This is a genomic window from uncultured Porphyromonas sp. (assembly GCF_915070105.1).
In the GTDB taxonomy this organism is placed as follows: domain Bacteria; phylum Bacteroidota; class Bacteroidia; order Bacteroidales; family Porphyromonadaceae; genus Porphyromonas.
The window spans coordinates 17,818-40,901 of record NZ_CAJZFJ010000009.1 but is presented as its reverse complement, the minus strand read 5'-3'; the positions used below and the strand labels follow the sequence as shown (position 1 = coordinate 40,901).

Annotated in this window: 15 protein-coding genes; 11 read left to right on the top strand and 4 right to left on the bottom strand. The window is 57.1% G+C overall.

Annotated elements, in window-relative coordinates; genetic code table 11:
* The first annotated feature begins 125 nt into the window (after window positions 1-125).
* The 8 genes from serC to sprA all read left to right on the top strand — a co-directional run bounded on the left by serC (window position 126) and on the right by sprA (window position 15,019).
* Window positions 126-1,199 carry a 3-phosphoserine/phosphohydroxythreonine transaminase gene (serC, locus tag QZ554_RS01865; RefSeq protein ID WP_297193876.1) on the top strand — a complete coding sequence of 358 codons (1,074 nt, stop codon included), beginning with the start codon at window positions 126-128 and terminating at the stop codon, window positions 1,197-1,199.
* A 168-nt stretch (window positions 1,200-1,367) separates the two neighbouring features.
* Window positions 1,368-2,291 carry an NAD(P)-dependent oxidoreductase gene (locus QZ554_RS01860; RefSeq protein WP_044167772.1) on the top strand — a complete coding sequence of 308 codons (924 nt, stop codon included), beginning with the start codon at window positions 1,368-1,370 and terminating at the stop codon, window positions 2,289-2,291.
* Window positions 2,292-2,335: 44 nt separating this feature from the next.
* On the top strand, window positions 2,336-3,583 hold the full coding sequence (locus QZ554_RS01855; protein WP_297193873.1) for a DUF1015 domain-containing protein: 1,248 nt from the start codon (window positions 2,336-2,338) through the stop codon (window positions 3,581-3,583).
* Window positions 3,584-3,719: 136 nt separating this feature from the next.
* Window positions 3,720-4,613 (top strand): hypothetical protein, encoded by an 894-nt coding sequence (locus tag QZ554_RS01850; protein WP_297193871.1) that lies wholly within the window; start codon window positions 3,720-3,722, stop codon window positions 4,611-4,613.
* A gap of 66 nt (window positions 4,614-4,679) precedes the next feature.
* Window positions 4,680-5,594 carry a hypothetical protein gene (locus QZ554_RS01845; RefSeq protein WP_297193869.1) on the top strand — a complete coding sequence of 305 codons (915 nt, stop codon included), beginning with the start codon at window positions 4,680-4,682 and terminating at the stop codon, window positions 5,592-5,594.
* Window positions 5,595-5,652: 58 nt separating this feature from the next.
* Window positions 5,653-6,546, top strand: a complete 894-nt coding sequence (locus QZ554_RS01840) for a hypothetical protein (protein ID WP_297193867.1) — start codon at window positions 5,653-5,655, stop codon at window positions 6,544-6,546.
* 681 nt (window positions 6,547-7,227) lie between these two features.
* Entirely contained in the window at window positions 7,228-7,845 is a 618-nt protein-coding gene (ruvA, locus tag QZ554_RS01835; protein ID WP_297193865.1) for a Holliday junction branch migration protein RuvA, read from the top strand.
* 112 nt (window positions 7,846-7,957) lie between these two features.
* Window positions 7,958-15,019: a cell surface protein SprA gene (sprA, locus tag QZ554_RS01830; RefSeq protein WP_297193863.1), complete on the top strand. Its 7,062-nt coding sequence runs from the start codon at window positions 7,958-7,960 to the stop codon at window positions 15,017-15,019.
* Window positions 15,020-15,243: 224 nt separating this feature from the next.
* On the opposite strand, the gene QZ554_RS01825 is transcribed toward sprA, so the two are convergent.
* A complete protein-coding gene (locus QZ554_RS01825) occupies window positions 15,244-15,831 on the bottom strand; it encodes a hypothetical protein (RefSeq protein WP_297193861.1) in 588 nt (195 codons plus the stop codon).
* Between the two features lie 683 nt (window positions 15,832-16,514).
* Between QZ554_RS01825 and QZ554_RS01820 the strand changes: the two genes are divergently transcribed.
* From QZ554_RS01820 to QZ554_RS01810, 3 genes are all read left to right on the top strand, one after another.
* Window positions 16,515-18,239 carry a glutamine--tRNA ligase/YqeY domain fusion protein gene (locus tag QZ554_RS01820; RefSeq protein ID WP_297193859.1) on the top strand — a complete coding sequence of 575 codons (1,725 nt, stop codon included), beginning with the start codon at window positions 16,515-16,517 and terminating at the stop codon, window positions 18,237-18,239.
* 27 nt (window positions 18,240-18,266) lie between these two features.
* The gene (locus tag QZ554_RS01815) at window positions 18,267-18,902 is read left to right on the top strand and encodes a DedA family protein (RefSeq protein ID WP_297193857.1); all 636 of its coding nucleotides are present in this window, start codon (window positions 18,267-18,269) and stop codon (window positions 18,900-18,902) included.
* A gap of 67 nt (window positions 18,903-18,969) precedes the next feature.
* Window positions 18,970-20,550 carry an FAD-dependent protein gene (locus QZ554_RS01810; protein WP_297193855.1) on the top strand — a complete coding sequence of 527 codons (1,581 nt, stop codon included), beginning with the start codon at window positions 18,970-18,972 and terminating at the stop codon, window positions 20,548-20,550.
* Between the two features lie 146 nt (window positions 20,551-20,696).
* Here the strand turns inward: QZ554_RS01810 and QZ554_RS01805 are convergent, their stop codons facing one another.
* Genes QZ554_RS01805 through QZ554_RS01795 form a run of 3 tightly spaced genes read right to left on the bottom strand, consistent with a single transcriptional unit; the run spans window position 20,697 to window position 23,082 of the window.
* Window positions 20,697-21,185, bottom strand: coding sequence for a hypothetical protein (locus tag QZ554_RS01805; RefSeq protein ID WP_297193853.1), 489 nt, complete (start codon window positions 21,183-21,185; stop codon window positions 20,697-20,699).
* A gap of 17 nt (window positions 21,186-21,202) precedes the next feature.
* Entirely contained in the window at window positions 21,203-22,081 is an 879-nt protein-coding gene (locus QZ554_RS01800; RefSeq protein ID WP_297193851.1) for a hypothetical protein, read from the bottom strand.
* A gap of 17 nt (window positions 22,082-22,098) precedes the next feature.
* Window positions 22,099-23,082: a glycosyltransferase family 2 protein gene (locus QZ554_RS01795; RefSeq protein ID WP_297193849.1), complete on the bottom strand. Its 984-nt coding sequence runs from the start codon at window positions 23,080-23,082 to the stop codon at window positions 22,099-22,101.
* Window positions 23,083-23,084: the final 2 nt, after the last annotated feature.

Below are 23,084 nucleotides of genomic sequence, written 5' to 3'. Positions count from 1 at the left end.
GATACCTTTGCTAGTGGGTTGTAGTCAGCCCCCAGCACCTACGCTGGAGGCTAGGCCTCACCCACCTAAGTAAGCACGAAGACAATATCGAAGTCAATAACTATTCATTTTCAAATACTGCTCTTATGAAGAAGCACAATTTCTCGGCAGGACCATCCATCCTAGACGAAAGTGTGATCAAGGACGCAGCCTCTGCTGTCCTCAACTATGCAGGCACAGGCCTGTCCATCCTCGAAGTATCTCACCGTGGTAAGGAGTTCACAGCGACCATTGAGGAAGCTCGCAACCTGATGAAGGAGCTGCTCGATGTACCCGAGGGTTACGAAGTGATCTTCCTCGGGGGCGGTGCGAGCCTACAGTTCTATCAGGCTCCACTGAACCTACTGAAGACCAAGGCTGCCTACGTAGACTCCGGCACATGGGCGAGCAAGGCTGCTAAGGAAGCTAAGCTCGTCGGTGAAGTTGTCACCTTCTCCTCTAAGGCAGACAACTACGTCTGGTACCCCAAGCCATGGGAGAAGAACGAGGTGCCCGATGATGTAGACTACCTCCACATCACGACCAACAACACCGTCTACGGTACAGAGCTCCGCTACGACCCAGACGTCAAGACTCGTCTCGTGGGTGATATGTCCTCCGACATCTTCACTCGTGAGGTGGATGTAGCTAAGTACGACCTCATCTACGGTGGTGCACAGAAGAACATCGCTCCTGCTGGTGTGACCTTCGTCATCGTACGCCGTGATGCCCTCGGCCACGTAGACCGTCCTCTGCCTACGATGCTCGACTATCGTACGCACATCGAGAAGGACTCTATGTTCAACACCCCTCCCGTATTCCCCATCTACGTCGCCCTGCAGACGATGAAGTGGTACAAGGAGCTCGGCGGTGTGAAGACCCTCGAAAAGATGAACCTCGAGAAGGCTCGCATCCTATACGATGCCATCGACTCCAGCCGTCTCTTCCGTGGTACCGTCAATCCCGAAGACCGCTCGATCATGAACGTCTGCTTCGTCATGAAGGACGAGTACAAGGAGCTCGAAAAGGACTTCTTCGACCTCGCTACCTCACGCGGTATCTCCAGCATCAAGGGTCACCGCTCTGTAGGAGGCTTCCGTGCTTCACTCTACAATGCTCTACCCAAGACGAGCGTAGAGTTCCTCGTAGAGGCAATGAAGGACTTCGAGCGTAAGCACTAGTCCAAGTACCCATACCTAAGCTAAGCATAAGGCTGAGTACACCCCCATGAAGCAACGTATGGGCACCACCTCTATTTTTTCCCAGGGCCGAGGTGAGCTGTCTGTACGTTGCTTCGCTTATCATACGTCTATTCGTACTAACTAACATATCCCATAGAGAAAAGAATCATGTCTAAAGTTCTTATCGCCACCGAAAAGCCATTCGCAGCTCCTGCCGTAGCAGGGATTCGCCAGATCCTTACCGATGCAGGCTTCGACGTCGTAGCCCTAGAGAAGTACACCTCCAAGGCCGAACTCCTCGCCGCAGTAGCCGACGTAGAGGCTATCATCATCCGTAGTGACATCATAGATAAGGAGGTCTTCGACGCTGCCAAGCAGCTCAAGATCGTTGTGCGTGCTGGCGCAGGCTACGACAACGTAGACCTAGAGGCTGCCACCGCACACGGCGTATGTGTCATGAACACCCCTGGACAGAATGCCAACGCTGTGGCTGAGCTCGTCTTCGCCCTCCTACTCTTCTCTGTCCGCAATCGCTTCAACGGCGCATCCGGCACAGAGCTCAAGGACAAGAAGCTCGGACTACTGGCCTATGGGAACACCGGTCGCAACGTGGCTCGTATCGCCAAGGGCATCGGCATGGAGATCTTTGCCTTCGACCCCTACACCCCAGCTGATGTGATGGTCAAGGAAGGTGTGACTCCCGTTAGCTCACAGAAGGAGCTCTTCTCCACCTGTGACGTCGTCTCCCTACACATCCCCGCTACTCCCGAGACCAAGGGCTCTATCGGCCGTGAGCTCGTAAGCCTCCTACCTAAGAAGGCTATCCTCGTCAATACAGCTCGTAAGGAGATCATCAACGAAGCAGAGCTACTCGAGCTCCTCAAGGAACGCGAAGACCTTCGCTACCTCAGCGACATCCGTCCCGCTAACCACGAAGAGATGGAGGCTGCCCTCGGCGAACGCTACTTCTCCACACCTAAGAAGATGGGTGCTCAGACCGCTGAAGCCAATACCAACGCTGGTCTAGCTGCTGCTCGCCAGATCGTGGGCTTCATCAAGGAGGGCAACGAACGCTTCCGCCTCAACAAGTAGCCGACACATACACGTACACATCACACTAGCACAAACACCATCCTATGGCTGTCATCAAACCATTCCGTGGTATCCGCCCACCCCAAGACCTCGTAGAGCGTGTGGCCTCTCGCCCCTACGACGTACTCAATAGCGACGAAGCTCGTGCCGAAGCAGCGGGCAACGAGATGTCCCTCTACCACATCATCCGTCCCGAGATCGACTTCCCAGTCGGTACAGACGAACATGAGGAGAAGGTCTACGCTAAGGCGGCTGAGAACTTCCGCCACTTCCGGGAAAAGGGCTGGCTCGTACAGGACGACAAGGAGAACTACTACGTCTACGCTCAGACGATGAACGGCAAGACACAGTACGGCCTCGTCGTCTGCGCCTCTGTCCAAGACTACATGACGGGCGTCATCAAGAAGCATGAGCTTACCCGCCGTGACAAGGAGGAGGACCGTATGAAGCACGTACGTGTGAACAATGCCAACATTGAGCCTGTCTTCTTCGCCTACCCCTCCCAAAAGGAGATCAACGACATCGTCGCTAAGTACACGAAGGAGAAGCCCGTCTACAGCTTCATCGCTCCACTAGACGGCTTCGGTCACGAGTTCTGGATCATCGACAACGAAGCCGATATCCATCGTATCACCGAGCTCTTCGCGGCTATGCCTGCGCTCTACATCGCAGACGGTCACCACCGTTCCGCTGCCGCTGCCCTCGTGGGTGATGAGAAGCGCAAGCAGAACCCCAACCATCGTGGCGATGAGGAGTACAACTACTTCATGGCTGTCTGCTTCCCCGACGACCAGCTGACCATCATTGACTACAACCGTGTCGTCAAGGATCTCAATGGCCTCACCAAGGAAGAGCTCCTAAAGAAGCTCGAGGAGAACTTCATCGTCGAGGACAAGGGTACGGAGATCTACAAGCCCGCATGCTTGCACAACTTCGCCCTCTACCTCGGAGACCACTGGTACTCACTCACAGCCAAGCCCGGCACGTACGACGACCACGATCCGATTGGGGTACTTGACGTGACGATCTCCTCCAACCTCATCCTCGACAAGATCCTTGGCATCAAGGACCTGCGTTCGGACAAGCGCATCGACTTCGTCGGTGGTATCCGTGGCCTTGGCGAGCTAAAGAAGAGGGTGGACAGCGGTGAGATGAAGTTTGCCCTTGCCCTCTATCCCGTATCGATGAAGCAACTCATTGACATCGCCGACTCGGGCAATATTATGCCACCTAAGACCACGTGGTTCGAGCCTAAGCTCCGCTCAGGCCTGATCATCCACGAGCTTGTCTAGAAGTAGTTTTCTACACAGAGAAGCCTCCGAGGGTTGTCTTTCCAACGCCTTCGGGGGTTTCTTTGCTCCTATCTCCATCCCTCCCTTCGGGGGACACACTCTTCCTTATCAATACCCCCAATCACTAGGACACACGATGAGACCAATCCTTCGTACCCTGACACTTGCCCTCACGGCACTCCTCCTCATTCCACTCTCTTCCTGCGGGAAGGACAACAAGCCCACCCCCACACCTCCCGATCCTCAGCCCGCTAAGCGTGAGGACATCGTCGGTAAGGTACACACCATAACCTCTATCTTTGGAGACAAGGAGACTCCGGTCAAGGCTCGTTCCGTCACTACCTACGACAAGCAACTACGCCCCCAAAGCTCTGTATCAGAGAGGCTCAAGGACGGCAAGCTTGTCCCTAACGTAGAGACCTTTTTCTCCTATGATACCTCTGGTCGCCTCATCGAAGAGAAAAGCCGTGAAGTAGGATTCGGATGGGACTACAGGAGGTATCAATATAAAGATGGACTCCTCTTCCAGTTCGAGGATCTCCTCAGCGGAAATGGCGCCCAAAAATCGATTACCCAATACACCTACGGTCCCGATCGCAAGAAGGAAACGGGGATCTATGTATTTGCACAGGGTAGAGAAGATGGCACTCACTACCTATCCTACAGCTACGAGGGGGAGGTAGAGGTAGAGGCTACCTACACTGACCCCGAGAGGAAGAATCTCGTCGCACGTAATAAGCGCACCTATGACAAGGAGGGGCGTGTGATCAAATCGGTCGCCACGACGATCGAGCTAGAGCAGGGTAAGGAGATCATCCGCTCCACCTCCATCCATGAGACCCGCTTCGGTATCTTCGGTGAAGAGGTCTACTCTGAGTTCACCCACCTTGATGCACAGGGGAAGACCACTAGTCACTCCATCAGTGGCTACCACTACACCAAGTACAATGCTCAGGGGCTCCCTATTGAGGGATTTAGGCTTGATGACGAGGATAGAATCCACTTCACCCTAGAGTACACCTTCTACTAATGGCCTCCTGCCACTAGTGGAGCATTCACTTGACCACATTTTATAACATTAATAATAACAAGCACTATGAAAACAAGCTTTCACCATCTGACACTCGCCCTTGCGACACTTGTTCTCATTCCACTCTCTTCCTGCGGGAAGGACAACAAACCCACACCAACCCCACCCCCTCCTACTCCTCATCATGCTAAGCGTGAGGATGTCATCGGTAAGGTGCGCACCGTTACCTTCACCTATCGCGACAAGAAGGCTCAGCTCCAGTCCCGTAGCACCTTCACCTACGACAAGCAACTCCATCTTACTGAATACCTCGACGAGATCCTCGAAAACGACAAGCTTGTCCCCTCCCACGAAGGGAAGAACTCCTATGACGCATCAGGCCACCTCACCCAAGAGTATTCTCGTGAAATCGCCTCAGATAAGAGACAAACAAAGCGATACACGTACACAAATGGGCTACTAACACAGGTCGAGCTTGATGAGCCTGGAAATGGTATCGAAAGCAAGCAAACTACCATCCAATACACCTACGACTCCAACAAAAAGAGAAAGACTGGAGTCTATACATCCTACCTCGACATAGATCCCGACAACAAGACCATAAACTACTACTCCTACAGCTACGAAGGGGAAGTAGAGGTTGAGAATGTCTATGCCGATAAGGAGATGAAAACACTCATTAGGCGCAATAAGCGCACCTATGATAACGAGGGTCGCATCACCAAGGAGGAGCTGTACAACATCAAGATCGCAGACAACAAGGAGGTCGTGAGCCTCTCCTCGCGCAATATTATTCGCTATGGCATCTTTGGCGAAAAGCTCTCAGATGAGACCTATAGATACGATGATCAGGGGCAGGTCTCCGAGCATTTTATCACTGGCACTCGCTACACCAAGTACAATGCTCAGGGGCTACCTATCGAAGGCGCACCCCTCGAGAAGAAAGACGAGGTAGTTACCATAGAGTACACCTTCTACTAGAGGCTTCCTGCCACTAGTGGGGCTTTCTCTTGACCTCATTTCCTAACAGTAACAAGCAATGAAAGTAACCTTTCGCCATCTAACGCTTGCCCTCACGGCACTCCTCCTCATCCCTCTCGCCTCCTGCGGGAAGGACAACAAACCCACCCCCACACCTCCCGACCCAAAGCCCGCTAAGCGTGAGGATATCATCGGTAAGGTACATCTCGTCACCGTAATCAACTTCGACAAGGAGGGTAAGATCGACAGCCGTCTGACACTCAGCTTTGATAAGCAACTTCGCTTCTCAAGGATGCTCACAGAGAGCTTCGAGAACGAGAAGTTCACCCCCATCTTCGACACCGAATATACCTACGACAACTCTGGCCACCTCATCGAAGAGAAAAACCTTGAAGCTGGGTTCGACTGGGACTACAAGAGGTATAAATATAAGGATGGGCTCCTCGTCCAGTTCGAGGATCTTCCTAGCGAAAAGCGGGCTACCAAGTCGATCACTCAGTACACCTACGGCCCTGACCGCAAGAAGAAGTCTGGGATCTATATATACGCTTATAACCAGACAGATGGCACTCACTACCTCTCCTACAGCTACGAGGGAGAGGTAGAGGTCGAGACCATCTATGCGGACTCGGAGAAGAAGGAGCCCATCAAACGTAATAAGCGCACCTATGACAAGGAGGGGCGTGTGATCAAAGAAGTCTCCACAGAGATCAAGCTAGACAATGGAAAGGAGACCATCACCTACACCCGTAGCCACGAGGTTCGTTTCGGTATCTTTGGCGAGCAGATCTACACCGAAGATGTCAGCAAATATTCAGATGGAAAGGTCACACGCGATTGGAGCGAAGTTCGCTACACGAAGTATAACGCCCTAGGGCTTCCCATCGCTGGCTTCCTCATTGACGAGGAAGGGGTTCAGCTCCCCCTTACCCTAGAGTACACACTCTATTAGCACACTCTCGGGCGTAGGCTCAGCGAGGGGGGATGCCCCCTTCACGAGCTATTCGCCTCACAAGTCCACCCAAGAAGATATACATGCAGAGCCGTCCCCCGCATCGGGGGGGCGGCTCTGATTCGTTTTAGCCTACGAGGTACATTCGGTGTGAGGAGCAAGTAGGTCTAATGGATAAAGTCACTAGAGGACGACGGCAATGCAGTCGAGGAGCCTACACTCCTAGTAGCGACATCTGCTCCCTAGGGGAAGAATTACGAGGCGTACACCTACTACCTAGGAGGGGAAAGTATACACGTGTGTATACAACAGTGTACTCACGTGTACACAAGTGTATACACGCGTGTACACAACTTCGCTCTAAGTATGCGCATCGTAGGAGTCTTAGGATATATCTCATCGGGCTCTTGGGATACGTCTCGGAGGGGTCTCTCCGGGACGTCTCTCGGGACTAACACCTAGACGCTCCAGAGGTCAGGGCTAAGACTAAGTTCCCACTTGTACGTAAAACCAGCCCCCACAAAGAGCCGACAAGTCGTGCAGACGAGAGAAGAGTGGCATTGGCGGAAAAAGGAAGGTCACTCAGCTCGGGGAGCTTGCTACCTTGCCCCCATAACCTTAGTTTTATTTATATTTGTCTCTTAGATGCTTACGGGTGTAGCATCGATCAAAACTACGCAAATGATAGCTTATCTCAACGGACTATATACCGAACTTACCCCTACCGCCGTACTCGTCGAGTGTGCAGGCGTAGGCTACCATGTCTCGATCTCTCTGACGACCTACACCGCCCTCTCGGGGCAGCGTGAGGGCAAGATCCTCATCACCGAGATCATCAGGGAGGATGCGCACCTACTCTTTGGCTTTGCTACGGCAGCTGAGCAGGAGCTCTTTCGCCATCTCATGAGCGTCTCGGGGGTAGGACCTAATACCGCTCGCATCATCCTCAGTTCATACCCTCCGCATGAGCTCAACAGCATCATCACCCTCGGACAGATCGAGCCCCTCAAGGCCATCAAGGGTATTGGGCTGAAGACCGCCCAGCGTATCCTCGTGGATCTCCGTGGCAAGCTCCCTCCCATCGAAGGCGACTTCCCCACGACGAGCACAGCTACCGAGCCGAAGAAGGGACGGGGAGCACAGCCCCTCGACACCACCACACCCAGCGAGGCCGTCAGCGCCCTCAAGATGCTGGGCTATCCCGAGGCTGCCGCACAGAAGGTCATCCGTCAGCTCATCGCCTCTGACCCCACCATCCGTGTGGAGGAGCTCATCAAGCAGAGTCTGAAGCTCCTCTAGCCACGTGGTGCCCCGTAGGCTCATATTGCTCCTCGGCCTAGGCTACAGCCTCTTGGCTGGCATCCTAGCGCTCAGCATGCCTCTATGGGGACAAAGCCCTCGGCCTAGATGGGTGGACAGCACCCTCCTGCTCCCAGAGAGCGACACAGATCTACAGCGTCTCTCCCCCTCGGGGATCACCCTAAGCACACCACGAAGCATAGAGACTCGCTTCGTGTACGATCCTCGCACTGGACTTTACTTCCTGACCACCTTCCTCGGGGGTAAGCCCCTAGGGACTCCCATTGCCTATACCCAAGCGGAGTACACCCGCTATATGGAGCGACGCAGCACGTCACGCTACTGGGATGAGCTCTACCGACAGGGCAAAAGCGCCAGCACGGAGAAGGGACGTAATCCCCTTGACCTAAGGCTGGAGCAGAGCGTGGCAGAGTGGCTCTTTGGCAAGGGAGGTATTCGTCTCAGACTCCAGGGTAGTGCCGAGCTCTCCGCTGGCCTCAAGACGACCCATACCGATGATCCTTCGCTCAGCGAACGAGCACGCCGACACACCTTCTTCGACTTCGATGAGAAGATCCAGGCCTCGGTACAAGCCACCATAGGGACAAAGCTTAGCTTCGGGATGAACTATGCCACGGGGGCAACCTTCGAGGCCGATGCACGCAGGCTGAAGCTCGCCTTCGAGGGCAACGAGGATGACATCATTCGCTTGATCGAGGTTGGGAATGTCTCGATGACCCCGAGGAACTCCCTCATCAGCGGAGGGGGGACACTCTTCGGGATGCACACGCAGCTCCAGATGGGACGCCTGCAGATGGATCTACTCGTGAGCCAGCAGCGTAGCCAGACGAGGCGGGTCTCCTCCAGTGGCGGACGGCAGACAGAGGCCTTCGAGATCTCGGCTTCGGACTATGATGCCTCTAGGCACTTCTTCCTCTCGGAGTACTTCCGTTCGCACTATGAAGGGGCGCTACGTACCCTACCCTATGTCCGATCGGCGGTACAGATCACACGTGTAGAGCTGTGGGTGACGAACCGTCGAGGGCAGTTTGACGACGCACGCAATATCCTGGCCTTCACCGACCTCGGAGAGCCCGAGGTACTGCACAACGGACATATCAGCCTGAGCTCCCCTCGCCTACCCGTACCAGCCAACCCCGCCAATAGCCTTTACCAGAGCCTCACCCTCCGCCCCGAACTGAGACAGATCGAGGGTGTGACCACCGCCCTTACCCCCGACTACACCGCCTCCTCTGACTATGAGCGTATCGAGAGCGCACGTAGGCTAGAGCCCAGCGAATATACCCTACATCCCACACTGGGCTATGTGAGTCTCACCGCAGCCCTCGCCCCCGATGAGGTGCTAGCGGTCGCCTACGAATTCACCTATCAGGGGCAGGTCTATCGTGTCGGGGAATTTGCCTCCGACCGCCCCGACAGCTCTACCGAGACCCTCTTCGCCAAGCTCCTCAAGGGGAGCAACCTCGTCCCCACCTCGCCCTACTGGCCTCTGATGATGCGCAATGTCTATAGTCTAGGCTCTGGAGTGAGGGATGTCCAGCAGGCAGACTTCCGCCTAGATGTCTACTATCGGGATGATGCTACGGGGATCGCCCTACCCTATCTGCCCGAGGGACCACTCCGTGGGCAGCGGCTACTCTCTGTCCTAGGCCTTGATAGGCTGGACAGTCGGCAGGAGGCACGGCAGGATGGACGCTTTGACTTCGTAGAGGGCTACACCATCCGCTCACGTGATGGGCTCATCTTCTTCCCTACGGTCGAGCCCTTCGGGGGTACGCTTGCTCAGGCTCTGGGTGGGGGAAGTATGGCGAGCAAATACGCCTATACCGAGCTCTACCAAAGGACGAGGGTCGAGGCACAGCAGCTCGCAGAGAAGAACAAGTACAGCCTGCGGGGCTCCTACCGTGCGACCAACGAGGGGGAGATCTCCCTCGGGACGACAGGCGTCGCAGAGGGATCGGTGAGGGTCATGGCAGGCGGACAGCTCCTCCGGGAGGGCACGGACTACAGTGTAGACTACGGGGCGGGGATCGTGAAGATCCTCAATAAGCAGCTCCTAGAGACCAAGACTCCCATCGAGGCCTCCGTGCAAGGCGAAGGGGGACTAGGGCAGCAGCGCAAGACGGTACTAGGGCTTGACCTAAGCTACCAGCTCTCTCGTAGTCTCCGCCTCGGGGCTACCCTCATGCACCTCTCCGAGCTCCCTCTGACGACCAAGGTTCGGCTCGGGGAAGAGAGTATGCGCAATACGATGTGGGGGCTCAACTTCAGCTACCAGAGCCAAGCCCCTTGGCTCACGAAGCTCCTGAACAAGCTCCCCTTCGTCGAGCACACAGCCCCCTCCTCACTCAGCCTATCGGGGGAGTTTGCCCACCTCATCCCCGGACACTACGAGGACAAGTATACTCGGGGCTACAGCTCGCTGGATGACTTCGAGAGCTCACGTAGCACCATCGACCTCATGAGCCCTCATGCCTGGCAACTCTCCTCCACTCCTGTCTCTATGATCCCCCCGGGGCTCACCCCTACGGACTACCTACGCTATGGCGAGCGGAGGGCGCAGCTGGCATGGTTCACCATCGACCCGCTCTTCACCCGAGAGCGCAGTAGCCTCACCCCAGCCTATATCAGGAACGACCCCGACTATGTGAGCAATCACTTCGTCCGAGAGATCCCCACGCAGGAGCTCTTCCCCTTCCGTGATCAGAACCTTAGCCAGGCCAGCTACCTACAGACGCTTTCCCTAAGCTATTACCCCGAGGAGCGTGGCCCCTATAACCTCAACTCCTCTGCCCTCCTCCCCACGGGACGACTAAGCACCCCCGAGAAGAGCTGGGCGGGGATCATGCGTAGGATCGACCAAGCGGACTTCGAGGCTGCGGGCATCGAGTACCTAGAGCTCTGGATGATGGACCCATACGTCCACGGAGCCTCGCCCCAGTCAGGAGCGCTGTACATAGACCTCGGGGATATATCGGAGGACATACTACGAGACGAACGGAAATTCTTTGAGAACGGCCTGCCCATCGTCCCCACCCCCTCTGCCACCGAGGACGGCCCTTGGGGCAAGGTACCCACCCGACAGAGCGTGGGCTATGCCTTCGACAATGCCGCTGGGGCACGTGAGCGACAAGACGTGGGCCTCAACGGACTCTCTACTGAGGAGGAGAAGACCTACCCCGCCTATGCCGCCTATCTCTCTGCCCTGAGTAGCACCCTTAGCGCAGCCACTCGGGCTGCATGGCAGAGTGATCCATTCAGCCCACTGAATGACCCAGCGGGGGACAACTTCCACCATTACCGAGGGGCAGACTATGATGCCGCCCGCCTACCTATCCTGGAGCGATACAAGAGGTACAACGGCACAGAGGGCAACTCTCAGGCCTCACGAGACGATGACTACAGTCAGGCCAGCACCGTCAGCCCCGACACCGAGGACATCAATAGGGACTATAGCCTCAATGAGCAGGATCGCTACTTCGAGTACCGTATCTCGCTCCGTCCCGAGGATCTAAGACCCGGCCGAGGCTTCGTCGTCGGAGAGCGTACTGCCGAGGTGACCCTGCGCAATGGACAGCAGTCCACGGTACGCTGGCTCCAGCTCAAGGTACCCCTGCGCTCCTTCACCTCCCGAGTCGGGGGGGCACGAGACTGGCGCAGCATACGTTTCATGCGCATGTACCTCACGGGCTGTCAGGAGGAGCTACAGCTACGCTTCGGCGCTCTACGTCTGGTACGTGGAGACTGGCGCACCTATGAGGGTCAGCTGGACGAGCAGACACCACCCGCTCCCATAGGCGACCTCTCTGTGACCTCCGTAAATATCGAGGAGCATGGCGATCGTGAGCCGATCAACTACGTCCTCCCCCCCGGCGTATCTAGGACACTAGACAGCCAGCAGAGCCAGAGCCTACAGCAGAATGAGCAGGCGCTCTCCATCCGCCTACAGGGACTCACCTCGGGGGATACTCGTGCCGTCTACCGCAGTGCTCACTACGACCTACGTCGCTACCGCCGTCTCCAGCTCTTCGCCCATGCTGAGGAGCTGGTGGGAGAGACGACACCTACCGAGGATGGGGACTTCACCCTATTCCTGCGCCTAGGCTCGGACTATCGGAGCAACTACTACGAGTACTCCCTCCCCCTACGCCTCACCCCTGCTGGACGATACAGCTCCGAGAACCCCACTGACCGAGAGCGGGTATGGCCTACGGAGAACTTCATCGACCTGGCCCTCGACCAGCTCATCGCCCTCAAGCGCCGACGCAACGCCTCCATAGAGCAGGGCTTAGGGGCTACGCTCTACCAGCCCTTCTCCACAGCGAGCAAGGAGCACCCACAGCACACCCTCACCATCCTAGGTAGCCCCTCTCTCTCCTCCATCCGTACGATACTCATCGGGGTGCGCAATGCCTCGGGGGTAACGAAGAGCGTGGAGGTGTGGGTCAATGAGCTACGTGTCGGCGACTACCACGAGGAGGGGGGCTGGGCAGCCAATGCACAGGCTGCCCTCCAGCTCTCTGACCTAGGATCGGCCAACGTCCGTGCGCAGTATATCTCCTCGGGCTTCGGAGCGATTGACCAGCCCCTCGGCGCACGAAGCCTAGAGAGCAGACGAAGCATACACCTCTCCTCGGGAGCTGAACTAGGTCGTCTCCTACCCGAGCAGGCCAAGGTCTCTATTCCCCTCTATTACACCCTATCTGACGAGGTCACGACCCCCGAGTACAACCCCATGGACGAGGATGTACGTCTCTCCGAGGCGCTCTCCGGCCTCCCTCGTGCTCGGCGGGACTCCCTCCTTAGGCGCACCATCACCCACCGCAAGACCCGAGCCCTCTCTCTCTCGGGAGTATCGGTCGGCATCCAGTCCCGTGAGCCTATGCCCTACGACCCTGCCAACCTCTCCCTATCCTTCGGGCACAATACCACCGAGGAGCATACCCCCGAGATCGAGTACAATCGTCACCTCGACTGGCAGGCCTCCGCCAGCTACGACTATACCCCGACGTGGCAACCTCTACGTCCCTTCAAGTCCCTCCGTGGGCAGAGTCCTTGGGCGACCTTCCTCAGGGACTACGGGCTCTCCCTATGGCCCTCTCGCCTCACCCTACAGAGCACGATGCTCCGTAGCTATGACGAGGAGCAGCTACGCAGTATCGGCACCGACGACCCGAGCAGTCGCATACCTGCCACCTTCGCCCAGCAGTTCCTGTGGAGTAGGAAGCTTAGCCTAAGCTGGGCACCTACTAGTTCGCTTAGCTTCACGCTCTCCAGTGGGACGGATGCACGTATCGAGGAGCCCCACCAGCAAGTCAATCGTGCCCTCAACCCCGATGGCTGGCGTCTCTGGCGGGACTCCGTCATGCGAAGCATCGGAGAGGGGGGGACACCGCTGCACTATGCCCAGAGCACGACCCTCACTTGGCAACTCCCCACTGCTCGTATTGCCCCCTTGAGCTTCCTCACCTCTCAGCTCTCCTATACGAGTAGCTACAGCTGGGATCGTGGAGCCCTAGTCCCAGACCCCAGTGTCCGTGTGGCGAATACACTCATGGCTCAGGGAAGTATCGAGAGCTCCACCCAGCTCCTCCTCCGCCAGCTCTACCGCAAGAGCGCCTACCTGCGCCGTCTCGAGGATCGCTATGCCCGAGATGTGGCGCAGGCAGAGACGAGGAAGGGAGGGACAAAGGGCAAGCGTCCCAAGCAGCATGAGGAGCAGGGCTTCCTCTCCGAGGCACTTGATCGCCTCGTCTACACCCTCACCTCCCTCAAGGATATGACCCTCACCTATCGCACGACGACCCAGACCCTCCTACCGGGCTTCCTCCCCAACATCAAGGCCATCGGGGGACAAGGTCGCTCCGGGGGTATGCTCACTCCGGGGCTTGCCTTCGCCCTCGGGCTCACCGATGCAGGCTTCGTAGACCAGCTTGCCGAGCGGGGCGATCTCCTACTGGATGCCGAGCGCCCCACCCCAGCAGCCTTCACACGTACAGTCACCTATGACCTTCGGGCTACCCTCCAGCCCCTAAGGGACCTCACCATCACCCTCTCGGGCAACCACACCCGCACCGACCGCACCGAGGTGCAGTACATGTACTCGGGGCGGCCAAGGCTCTATGGCGGAGACTTCACCATGACGACCATCGGGCTAAGGGGCTTCTTCGCCTCGCCAGGTGCTCGCTCGGGCTATGCCTCGGAGCCCTTCGCCCGCTTCCTAGACTACCGCAGGCGGATCGCCCAGCGACAGCAGAGTCGCTACTCCTCCCTCCAGCCCTCCGCACCGCTCGAGGAGAATGCCCCTGCGGTACTCATCCCCGCCTTCCGTGCAGCCTACTCACAGGCTGGAGGAGTAGATGGGGTCAGCCTACGTGCCCTCCCTGCCCTCTCGGGGATGCTCCCCAACTGGACGCTCCACTACACAGGGCTCACCCGTATCCCCCTACTTAGGGAACACTTCCGCTCGATCTCCCTGCGCCATACCTACCGAGCGACCTATACCGTGGGGGGCTTCTCCTCGCTAGCAGGCTGGCAAGGGGAGGATACCGACCAGCTCGGGCTCAGACACCTACCTGCCTCGGATGGTTCGGGGGGTGGGACGACACAGCTCAGCTATGCCTTCGACATCGGTTCGGTGGCTATACAGGAAAGCTTCTTCCCCCTTCTGGGGCTAGAGATGACTTGGAACAACGGGCTAGGGATGAGTGCCCAGTGGCGACGAAGCCGTGGGGTGGTGCTGAACCTCTCGGCCTTCAGCATCATCGAGACGAGCTCCAACGAACTAAGCCTAGGTCTTGGCTATAAGATCGCCGACCTACGACAGCTCCTCCACCCTACCCCCACGAAGGGGAGACGAGCCCGACGCACCAAGGCCGAGCCCTCCTCCCCCAAGGGGCTGACCCTACGAGGCGAGTACAGCTATCGTCGCTCCCAGAGCCTCATCCGCCGTATCCAGGAGGTCGTCACCCAGGCGACCTCGGGGCTAGCGGACACTCGCCTGAGACTGAGTGCCGAGTACGAGCTGAGTCGCCTCATCGCCCTCAAGGCCTACTACGAGTGGTCTCGCAATGTCCCCCTCGTGAGCACCTACTCCTTCCCCATTTCCACGACAGCCTATGGGCTCTCCCTACGCCTCACCTTGACCAACTAGCCCCGCCCTGCCCCTGTAGACTCACCTCAAGAGCAGGAGGGCAGGCAAAGACTCCAGGCTCCACTCTCACCCCATATAGGGGACTTCATGGAACTGAAAGACGAAGGGCAGAAAGACGAGTGGGTCGCTATCCATATCTTCGGATAGCGACCCACTCCTTTATATGAGGGTTGCCGATAGGGGTGGGATACTAGGAGGACTTGACAAGTACCTCCCCCCTGCCCCTAGAAGCGAATACCATAGACCATTTCTATGGGGACGGTGATCACACCTTGCTTAGTAGAGGTCCTCCAGTAGTGCTTCCCTCCGTCATATCCCACCTTGGTACGGAAGAAGCCCAAGCCTGCTGAGAGGCGAATATAGCTATTGTCACTCACCCCGAAGGTCCAGCCAAAGGTAGGAGCAAAGGACAGCGTATATAGAGGGCGGTCATCCCCCTTCGTATAGGAAGGACCTAGGATCGTCATACGAGCCCATTCCCCGTTAAGCCTCACAGTCAGATAGCCTCCCGTATGAAAGAGGTCACTGGAGGACTGCCCCGAGAAGTACCAGCGCGGCTCAAAGCTGAGGAACGGGGTAAGCCCCCCAAAGGCGAAACGCTTGCCATCCAAGTCCTTCTTGGCACTAAATCCAGCATCTAGTACCAGCCCAGCACGTGTCGTGACGGAGAAGTGTCTACCTAGTGTCAGCTCATACAGAGCGGTGTTATGTGAGCCTAGCTCCACGCCGAAGGCTTTCTGTCGCACCTGCGCAGTAGCAGCACTTAGCCCGAGCACTAGAGCAAGGGCGAAGAGTGTTATTTTCTTCATCATATTATCCTAAGGGAGTATAGCTCTCCCTGTCTGCATCCGAAGATTTGTTTTAGTTATTAAGTTGTTCGTTTGATACATCGACCTACCCTCCAAGCCTAGGGCTGTAGCACTAGAGCCTTGGGGCATTTCGGCTGCGAAGATAGGGCAAATCCCCCCACCCCTCACATAGCCCCACTTCCCCCTTCCAAAGAGCTCTTCCCCTACCCACTCGTAACGCACTCTCCGAGAGCCCCATCCACGGGGTATCGAGAGGCCAAGGAGAGGACTCGGTAAGAGCGTCACAATCACCTTACATAGGTGACGAGGACGCTCTTACCGAGAACGCTGTGACGCTCTTACCGAGAGCGCACTTGCGCTCTCGGTAAGAGCGTTTCACCCCTCTAGTAACCTTCGTCACAGAGCCCATTTACACGTGAGCACAAGCAGGGATATTGTATGGAAGACCAAGGGGTTCGCCAAGCCATTGGGAGGGTGAATAGCCCACACGAGAGTGGTCGGCTCCATTACCGTTAAGAGGGGGAAGCGATGTAGTAAGACGAGAAGAAGGGGAATAAAGGCGTAGGGAGAGGGGGACTATGGGTAACGCAGAAAGGGTGTCTTAGGGGAGCGAATCACACTTAGGATACAGATTTATAGTATTTTTGTCGTTATAAACTTTTCACCCAATAACGATAAGGAGGACTATGACCACAGAGAGAGAGGTCACGACCATAATAGAAGATGAAGGGAAGAAGAGCCTGAACTTCATCGAGCAGATCGTAGAGCGCGATCTCAGCGAAGGGAAGCACGACGGGCGTATACAGACCCGCTTCCCACCCGAGCCCAACGGATACCTGCACATCGGCCACGCCAAGGCTATCTGCATGGACTTCGGCATCGCACAGAAGTACGGCGGAGTGTGTAACCTGCGCTTCGACGACACCAACCCCACCAAGGAGGATGTCGAGTACGTGGACGCTATCCGTGAGGATATCGAGTGGCTGGGCTTCCATTGGGGACAAGAGTTCTATGCCTCGGATTACTTCGATCAGCTGTACCACTTCGCCGAGGAGCTCATCCTAGCTGGCCATGCCTACGTAGATGAGCAGACTGCCGAGCAGATCGCCCAGCAGAAGGGTACCCCTACCACCCCCGGTGTGGCGAGCCCCTACCGTGACCGCCCACGTGAGGAGAGCCTAGAGCTCTTCCGTCGGATGAACTCCGGGGAGCTGAAGGAGGGCTCGATGATCCTAAGGGCAAAGATCGATATGGCTTCGCCCAACATGCACTTCCGTGACCCGATCATCTACCGCATCATCAAGGTCCCCCACCACCGCACGGGTACGAAGTGGAACGTCTATCCGATGTACGACTTCGCCCACGGGCAGAGCGACTACTTCGAGGGTGTCACACACTCGATCTGTACGCTGGAGTTCGTCGTGCACCGCCCACTCTATGACTACTTCATCGACCTACTGAAGCAGGTCGAGCCGGGTCAGGATGGCCCTTACCGCCCACGCCAGTACGAGTTCAACCGCTTGAACCTCACCTACACGATGATGAGCAAGCGCAAGCTCCTACAGCTCGTCAAGGAGGGCTTCGTCTCGGGTTGGGATGACCCCCGTATGCCTACTATCTGCGGGCTACGTCGTCGTGGCTACACCCCCGAGTCCATCCGTGGCTTCATCGACCGCATCGGCTACACGAAGTACGATGGGATGATCGATGTCGCCCTGCTGGAGCACTCTGTCCGTGAGGATCTCAACCGCCGTGCCCTACGTGGCTCTGCCGTCCTGCGCCCCGTACGTCTCGTCATCACGAACTACCCCGAGGGACAGACAGAGGATATGGCCTTCCTCAACAACCCCGAGGACCCCAACTCCGACTCCCACACGATCCGCTTCTCCCGAGAGCTCTACATCGAGGCCGAGGACTTCATGGAGGATGCGCCTAAGAAGTACTTCCGTATGACCCCTGGGCAGGAGGTGCGCCTAAAGAGCGCCTACATCGTACGCTGCACCGGGTGCAAGCGTGATGAGGCGGGCAATGTCGTAGAGGTCTATGCCGAGTACGCCCCCGAGACCCTAAGCGGACGCCCCGAGAGCAACCGCAAGGTCAAGGGTACTATCCACTGGGTATCCGCCACGGACAGCGTGGAGGCCGAGGTGCGCCTGTATGACCGCCTCTTCACCGATGAGGATCCCTCAGAGATCAAGGACAAGGAGCTCTCGGAGCTACTCAATCCCGAGTCACTCGAGGTCGTCAAGGGCTGTCGCATAGAGCCCTTCCTCGCTGGGGCACAGCTCGGGGAGTACTACCAGTTCCAGCGTATCGGCTACTTCTGCCTTGACCCCGACAGCCGTCCCGATCACCTCGTCTTCAACCGCACGGTCTCGCTCAAGGATACGTGGAAGAAAGTCAATAAGTAGTCCTCCACTGCATCCAATAGGTCCAATATGCTCGAATCCCTAGGCTTCATCCAGGATATACTCCACCATCTCGACTACCTATGGGTAACGATACTCATGGCTATCGAGTCGTCCTTCATCCCCTTCCCCTCGGAGGTCGTCGTCCCCCCAGCTGCCTATAAGGCGGCTCAGGGGGAGATGAATATCTTCCTCGTCGTCTTCTTCGCCACCCTCGGGTCAGATATCGGTGCGCTGGTGAACTATTACCTCGCCCGCTATCTAGGTCGCCCGATCGTGTATAAGTTCGCCTCCTCCCGTCTAGGACGCCTATGCCTCCTCTCGGCAGAGAAGGTAGAGAAGGCCGAAGGGTACTTCGTCAAGAACGGAGTGACCTCCACCCTCGTAGGTCGTCTCGTCCCCGGTATCCGCCAGCTGATCTCTATCCCAGCAGGTCTAGCGGGGATGCCCGTCGGGCGCTTCCTGCTCTATACGACGATCGGTGCAGGGGCATGGAACATCGTCCTCGCCCTACTCGGGTGGTTCATCGGTAGGACCGTCCCCCCCGAGCTCTTCGCCGAGACGATCAAGAGCTACAGCACGACCATCGGGCTGGTGATCATAGCTCTACTCGTAGTCGCCGGTATCGGCTACTACCTCTACAAGAGAAATAGGAAGGCTGAGTAAAGCCTTCCTATTCTCCTCTCTACCCTCTTAACCAAGACCTCCCCACGGCTCTTTTCCCCTACCCGATATGACTACGCTCCAGCTTACCCTCACCCCCGAGGTCGCAGCATCTGACGCACGCGTCCGAGAGGAGGTCGCTCGCCAGCTCTCCGTTCCCACCGAGGATATTACCTCGATCCAGATACGTAGGCGCAATATCGACGCTCGCCAGCGTCGTATCTTGGTCAATCTAGGTATCGAGGTCTATCTCACGGGGGAGGAGCCCTGCATAGACACCTTCGAGGACCTGATCTACCCCGATGTCTCCTCCGCCCCGACAGCTGTCGTGGTAGGAGCTGGCCCCTGTGGACTCTTCGCTGCACTTAGGCTCATAGAGCTAGGTGTGCGCCCCATCGTCGTAGAGCGAGGGCAGGATGTGATGCAGCGCAGACGAGACCTAGCCACTCTGGCTAAGACGGGGGTGATTGATCCCGAGAGCAACTACAGCTACGGCGAGGGCGGGGCAGGAGCCTTCTCCGATGGCAAGCTCTATACCCGGAGCAAGAAACGAGGGAGTGTAGAGAAGACCCTGCGTGTCTTCTGCCGCTTCGGAGCTGACCCCAAGATCCTCATTGATGCCCACCCTCATATCGGCACAGACAAGCTCCCCGTGATCATCCGCAGGATGCGGGAGCAGATCCTCGGCTCAGGAGGCGAGGTGCACTTCGGCTGCCGCATGACGGAGCTCATCCTAGAGGAGGGCAAGGTAAGAGGTGTCCTCACGGCCACGGGCGAGAGCTTCATGGGGCCCGTGATCCTAGCCACAGGGCACTCGGCACGAGACGTCTACCGCTACCTCGATCGGGCAGGAGTGCTCATCGAGGCTAAGCCTATCGCCGTAGGTGTGCGCCTAGAGCACCCCCAGCAGCTCATCGACCAGATCCGCTACCACAGCCCCGAGGGACGAGGGAAGTGGCTACCAGCGGCAGAGTACGTCTACAAGGCTCAGTCGGCAGGGCGTGGCGTCTACAGCTTCTGCATGTGCCCGGGGGGCTTCATCGTACCCGCCTCGACAGCCCCCGAGGAGACAGTCGTCAATGGGATGTCCCCTGCCAATAGAGGCTCTCGCTGGGCCAACTCCGGGATGGTCGTAGAGCTTCACCCCGAGGATATTCCCGAGACGGGCATCTCGGTGGAGGAACACCATTCCCCCCTCGCCCTGATGTACTGGTGCGAGGAGCTGGAGCGCAGGAGCTACCTCGCTGCCGAGCGTTCGCTCCGTGCCCCAGCCCAGCGCATGACAGACTTCCTGAAGGGTCGAGCCTCCAGCACCCTACCCTCTACCTCCTATACTATGGGACTCACCTCGGGCAACCTCCATGAGTGGATGCCAGAATTCGTGACGAAGCGACTGGCAGAGGGCTTCAGAGCCTTCGACCGCTCTACACGGGGCTTCATCAGCGAAGAGGCGCAGCTCATCGCCGTAGAGAGCCGTACCTCCTCGCCCGTTCGCATCCCTAGAGATAGGGAGCACTACCGCCACATCCTCATCGACGGACTCTACCCCGCAGGCGAAGGAGCAGGCTACGCAGGTGGTATCGTCTCCGCAGCCATCGACGGCGAGAATGCCGCTACCGCCCTAGCCTCCACGCTACAATCCATGCGATAGCAAGGAGTGCGAGCAAGCCCCCATAGACAATAATCACGCTACGCCACGACCGCTAGACGCTAGAGTGTAAAGACGACTATACAGCAAGGGCTGCACTCCGTATAGGAGTGCAGCCCTTGCTGTATAGTCGTCTTAGGGGAAGAGGCTCAATAGCCCCAGCGAAGGAGCGTACGGCGATAGAGCGCAAGGCAGAGACGACGGATGAAGTCATTCTTAGGCCACAGGTGCTCGTAGCACCACCAGAGGCGAGAGCCCTGCTCGATCATCTTCTTCCCTCTTAGGATAGCTGTTGCCTCGGCTAGGACTTGGTCAGGCGTACACTGCTCCCTCTGGTAGGGGTTGCCATCACCTCTTAGGGTGATGGTGTGCCCCTCTATACGCTCGACCCGATGAAGAGCATAGCCCTGAGTGATACGCACGAGTAGGAGACGACCCACCTGGATAGAGTCCTCTCTGAGGGCAGAGAGGATGATCGTATCCCGAGTATCTCGGATGAGCGGGAGCATACTAAAGCCCTTCGCTCGTATCTTCACCCGCTTGCCAGAGGCTAGACGGGCTAGGATCTCACGGAAGAATTCGTCCACACCCACAACGAGCGAGGAGCGTCTAGTATCCGTACGTGGAGTATCACTCATAGTCTTTCGGGGGCTCGCTAATCAAGGAGCTGACGAGTAAGAGAGACGGCCTCTTCGTCTGGACGGCAGTCCAGGCGATAGACCGGGATGCGCTCCAGCACATCAGCTACCGTGTCAAACATCGCTAGGTGACGCACCTTGTCCGAGTGCAGAAAGGCCGAGGAGGAATAGATCGCATCGAAGCTATCACGACCACGCAGGCGAGAGAGCTTGTTCTCAGGCGACTGGTAGAGATAGACGAAAGCCTTGACACGAGCCGACTCGTTCTTGTAGCAGGGTGTACTTCCGCTCCAAGGACAGCCATAGACACGCACCTCGCCATCCTCTAGGACACGTACGATCGGCTCATCATCATTGAGAAGCGTCGCCCCAGGGACAAACTTGCGCCAGAGACGGCTATGCGTGCTCTTACCCGTGCCACTTACGCCGAGGAAGAGCAAGGCTTGCCCATCCAACACAGTGACAGAGGCATGCATCTTGAGCATACGATGTGGGGCAATGGCCACTCCAAAGGCTATCATAATAAGCCTATTGATGAAGACCGCAGCCGATGGATCATCCAGCAGGACATCGGAGACGATCGTGCGCCAAGAGCGATCGACACAGAGAGCCTGATGACGACGGCTGATAGTCAGCTCCAGCAGAAGCTGCCTATCATCCGTATGATAGACCTGGGCACGTACCCCCTCAGAGGTCTTATCCTCCAGCAGGGCTATACGCTTCTTGGTATCTAGCTCTACACCACCCGAGAACGTGAAGAGGGGCTCGACACCCTCAGGTAGCTCAGCCACACGGAAAGGCTCATAGCTCGGCAACAGGCTAGCTGTGACCTCTGGAGCAGGCGTATGGAGCACGATATACTCCGACGCGATGCAATATATGAGTTGTTCGTCCATTGTCATATCATTGGTTACTAGCTACGAGGAGTGCAGAGCCGCTTCATCATGAGAAAAAGCCTCGGTGTATAGATGAAGAGGGTGTTGCGCACTGCCGTTGTCATTGACGAAGGAAGCAGAGGCCTGCGACGTAGCTCTTTAGTGTAAGGGAGTAATAATGAGCGTAACTCTGGTGCTGAGGCTCGGTGGCGATCAGCCCACAGGACAAAAATCAAGAGACGCTCCAGTAGCGTCTGGTACAAATAGGGTAGGAGCTCCGGGGACTCCGCAGTGAGGGCAGGGTGCAGCTCCAATAGATTATCAAAGAGCCAAGTCAGACGACCATCCCAATGCTCTGTCGAGCTACCTGGCCGTCCAACTCGATAATAATAACCGACCTCTGCCATATAATAGTATCGTCCCGAGAGGCTCAATGCTCGGAAGACAAAGGGTGTATCCTCATAGATACGCCCCTCGGGAAACCGCAAGTGGCCTGCGAGCGCTGTGCGGAAAAGCTTACCCCACGGCATACCTAGTGGTCCCTGCATACGAGCGAAGAGAGCTAAAACCTCCCTTGCCGAGAGGCTCTGACTCGTCTGCAACTGAGGCTTGGGCTCGTGCTCCGAGGAGAATACCTCAGCATAACCTAGCTCCAGCAGCCCTATCTCGGGATGCTCCTCTAGGTAAGCTATTCCTCGGGTAAATGCCTGAGGTGCGACCCAGTCATCCGCATCAACGAAGGTGAAGTAGTCCCCTCGCATCTGCTCGAGAGCTCGATTCCTCGCAGCAGACTGCCCTGCATTAGGCTGATGAATCATCCGAAGGCGAGCATCTCGCTCTGCCCAAGCATCGCATAGGGCAGGCGAGCCATCTGTCGAACCATCATCTACGACGATTACCTCCAGCTCGCTATACCCACACGAGAGGATCGAGCCTAGGCACTGATCCAGATAGGGAGCGACATTGTAGACAGGGACAATGACCGACAGCAGAGGGCGTTGCGAACGATTCTCTTGGGTCATCT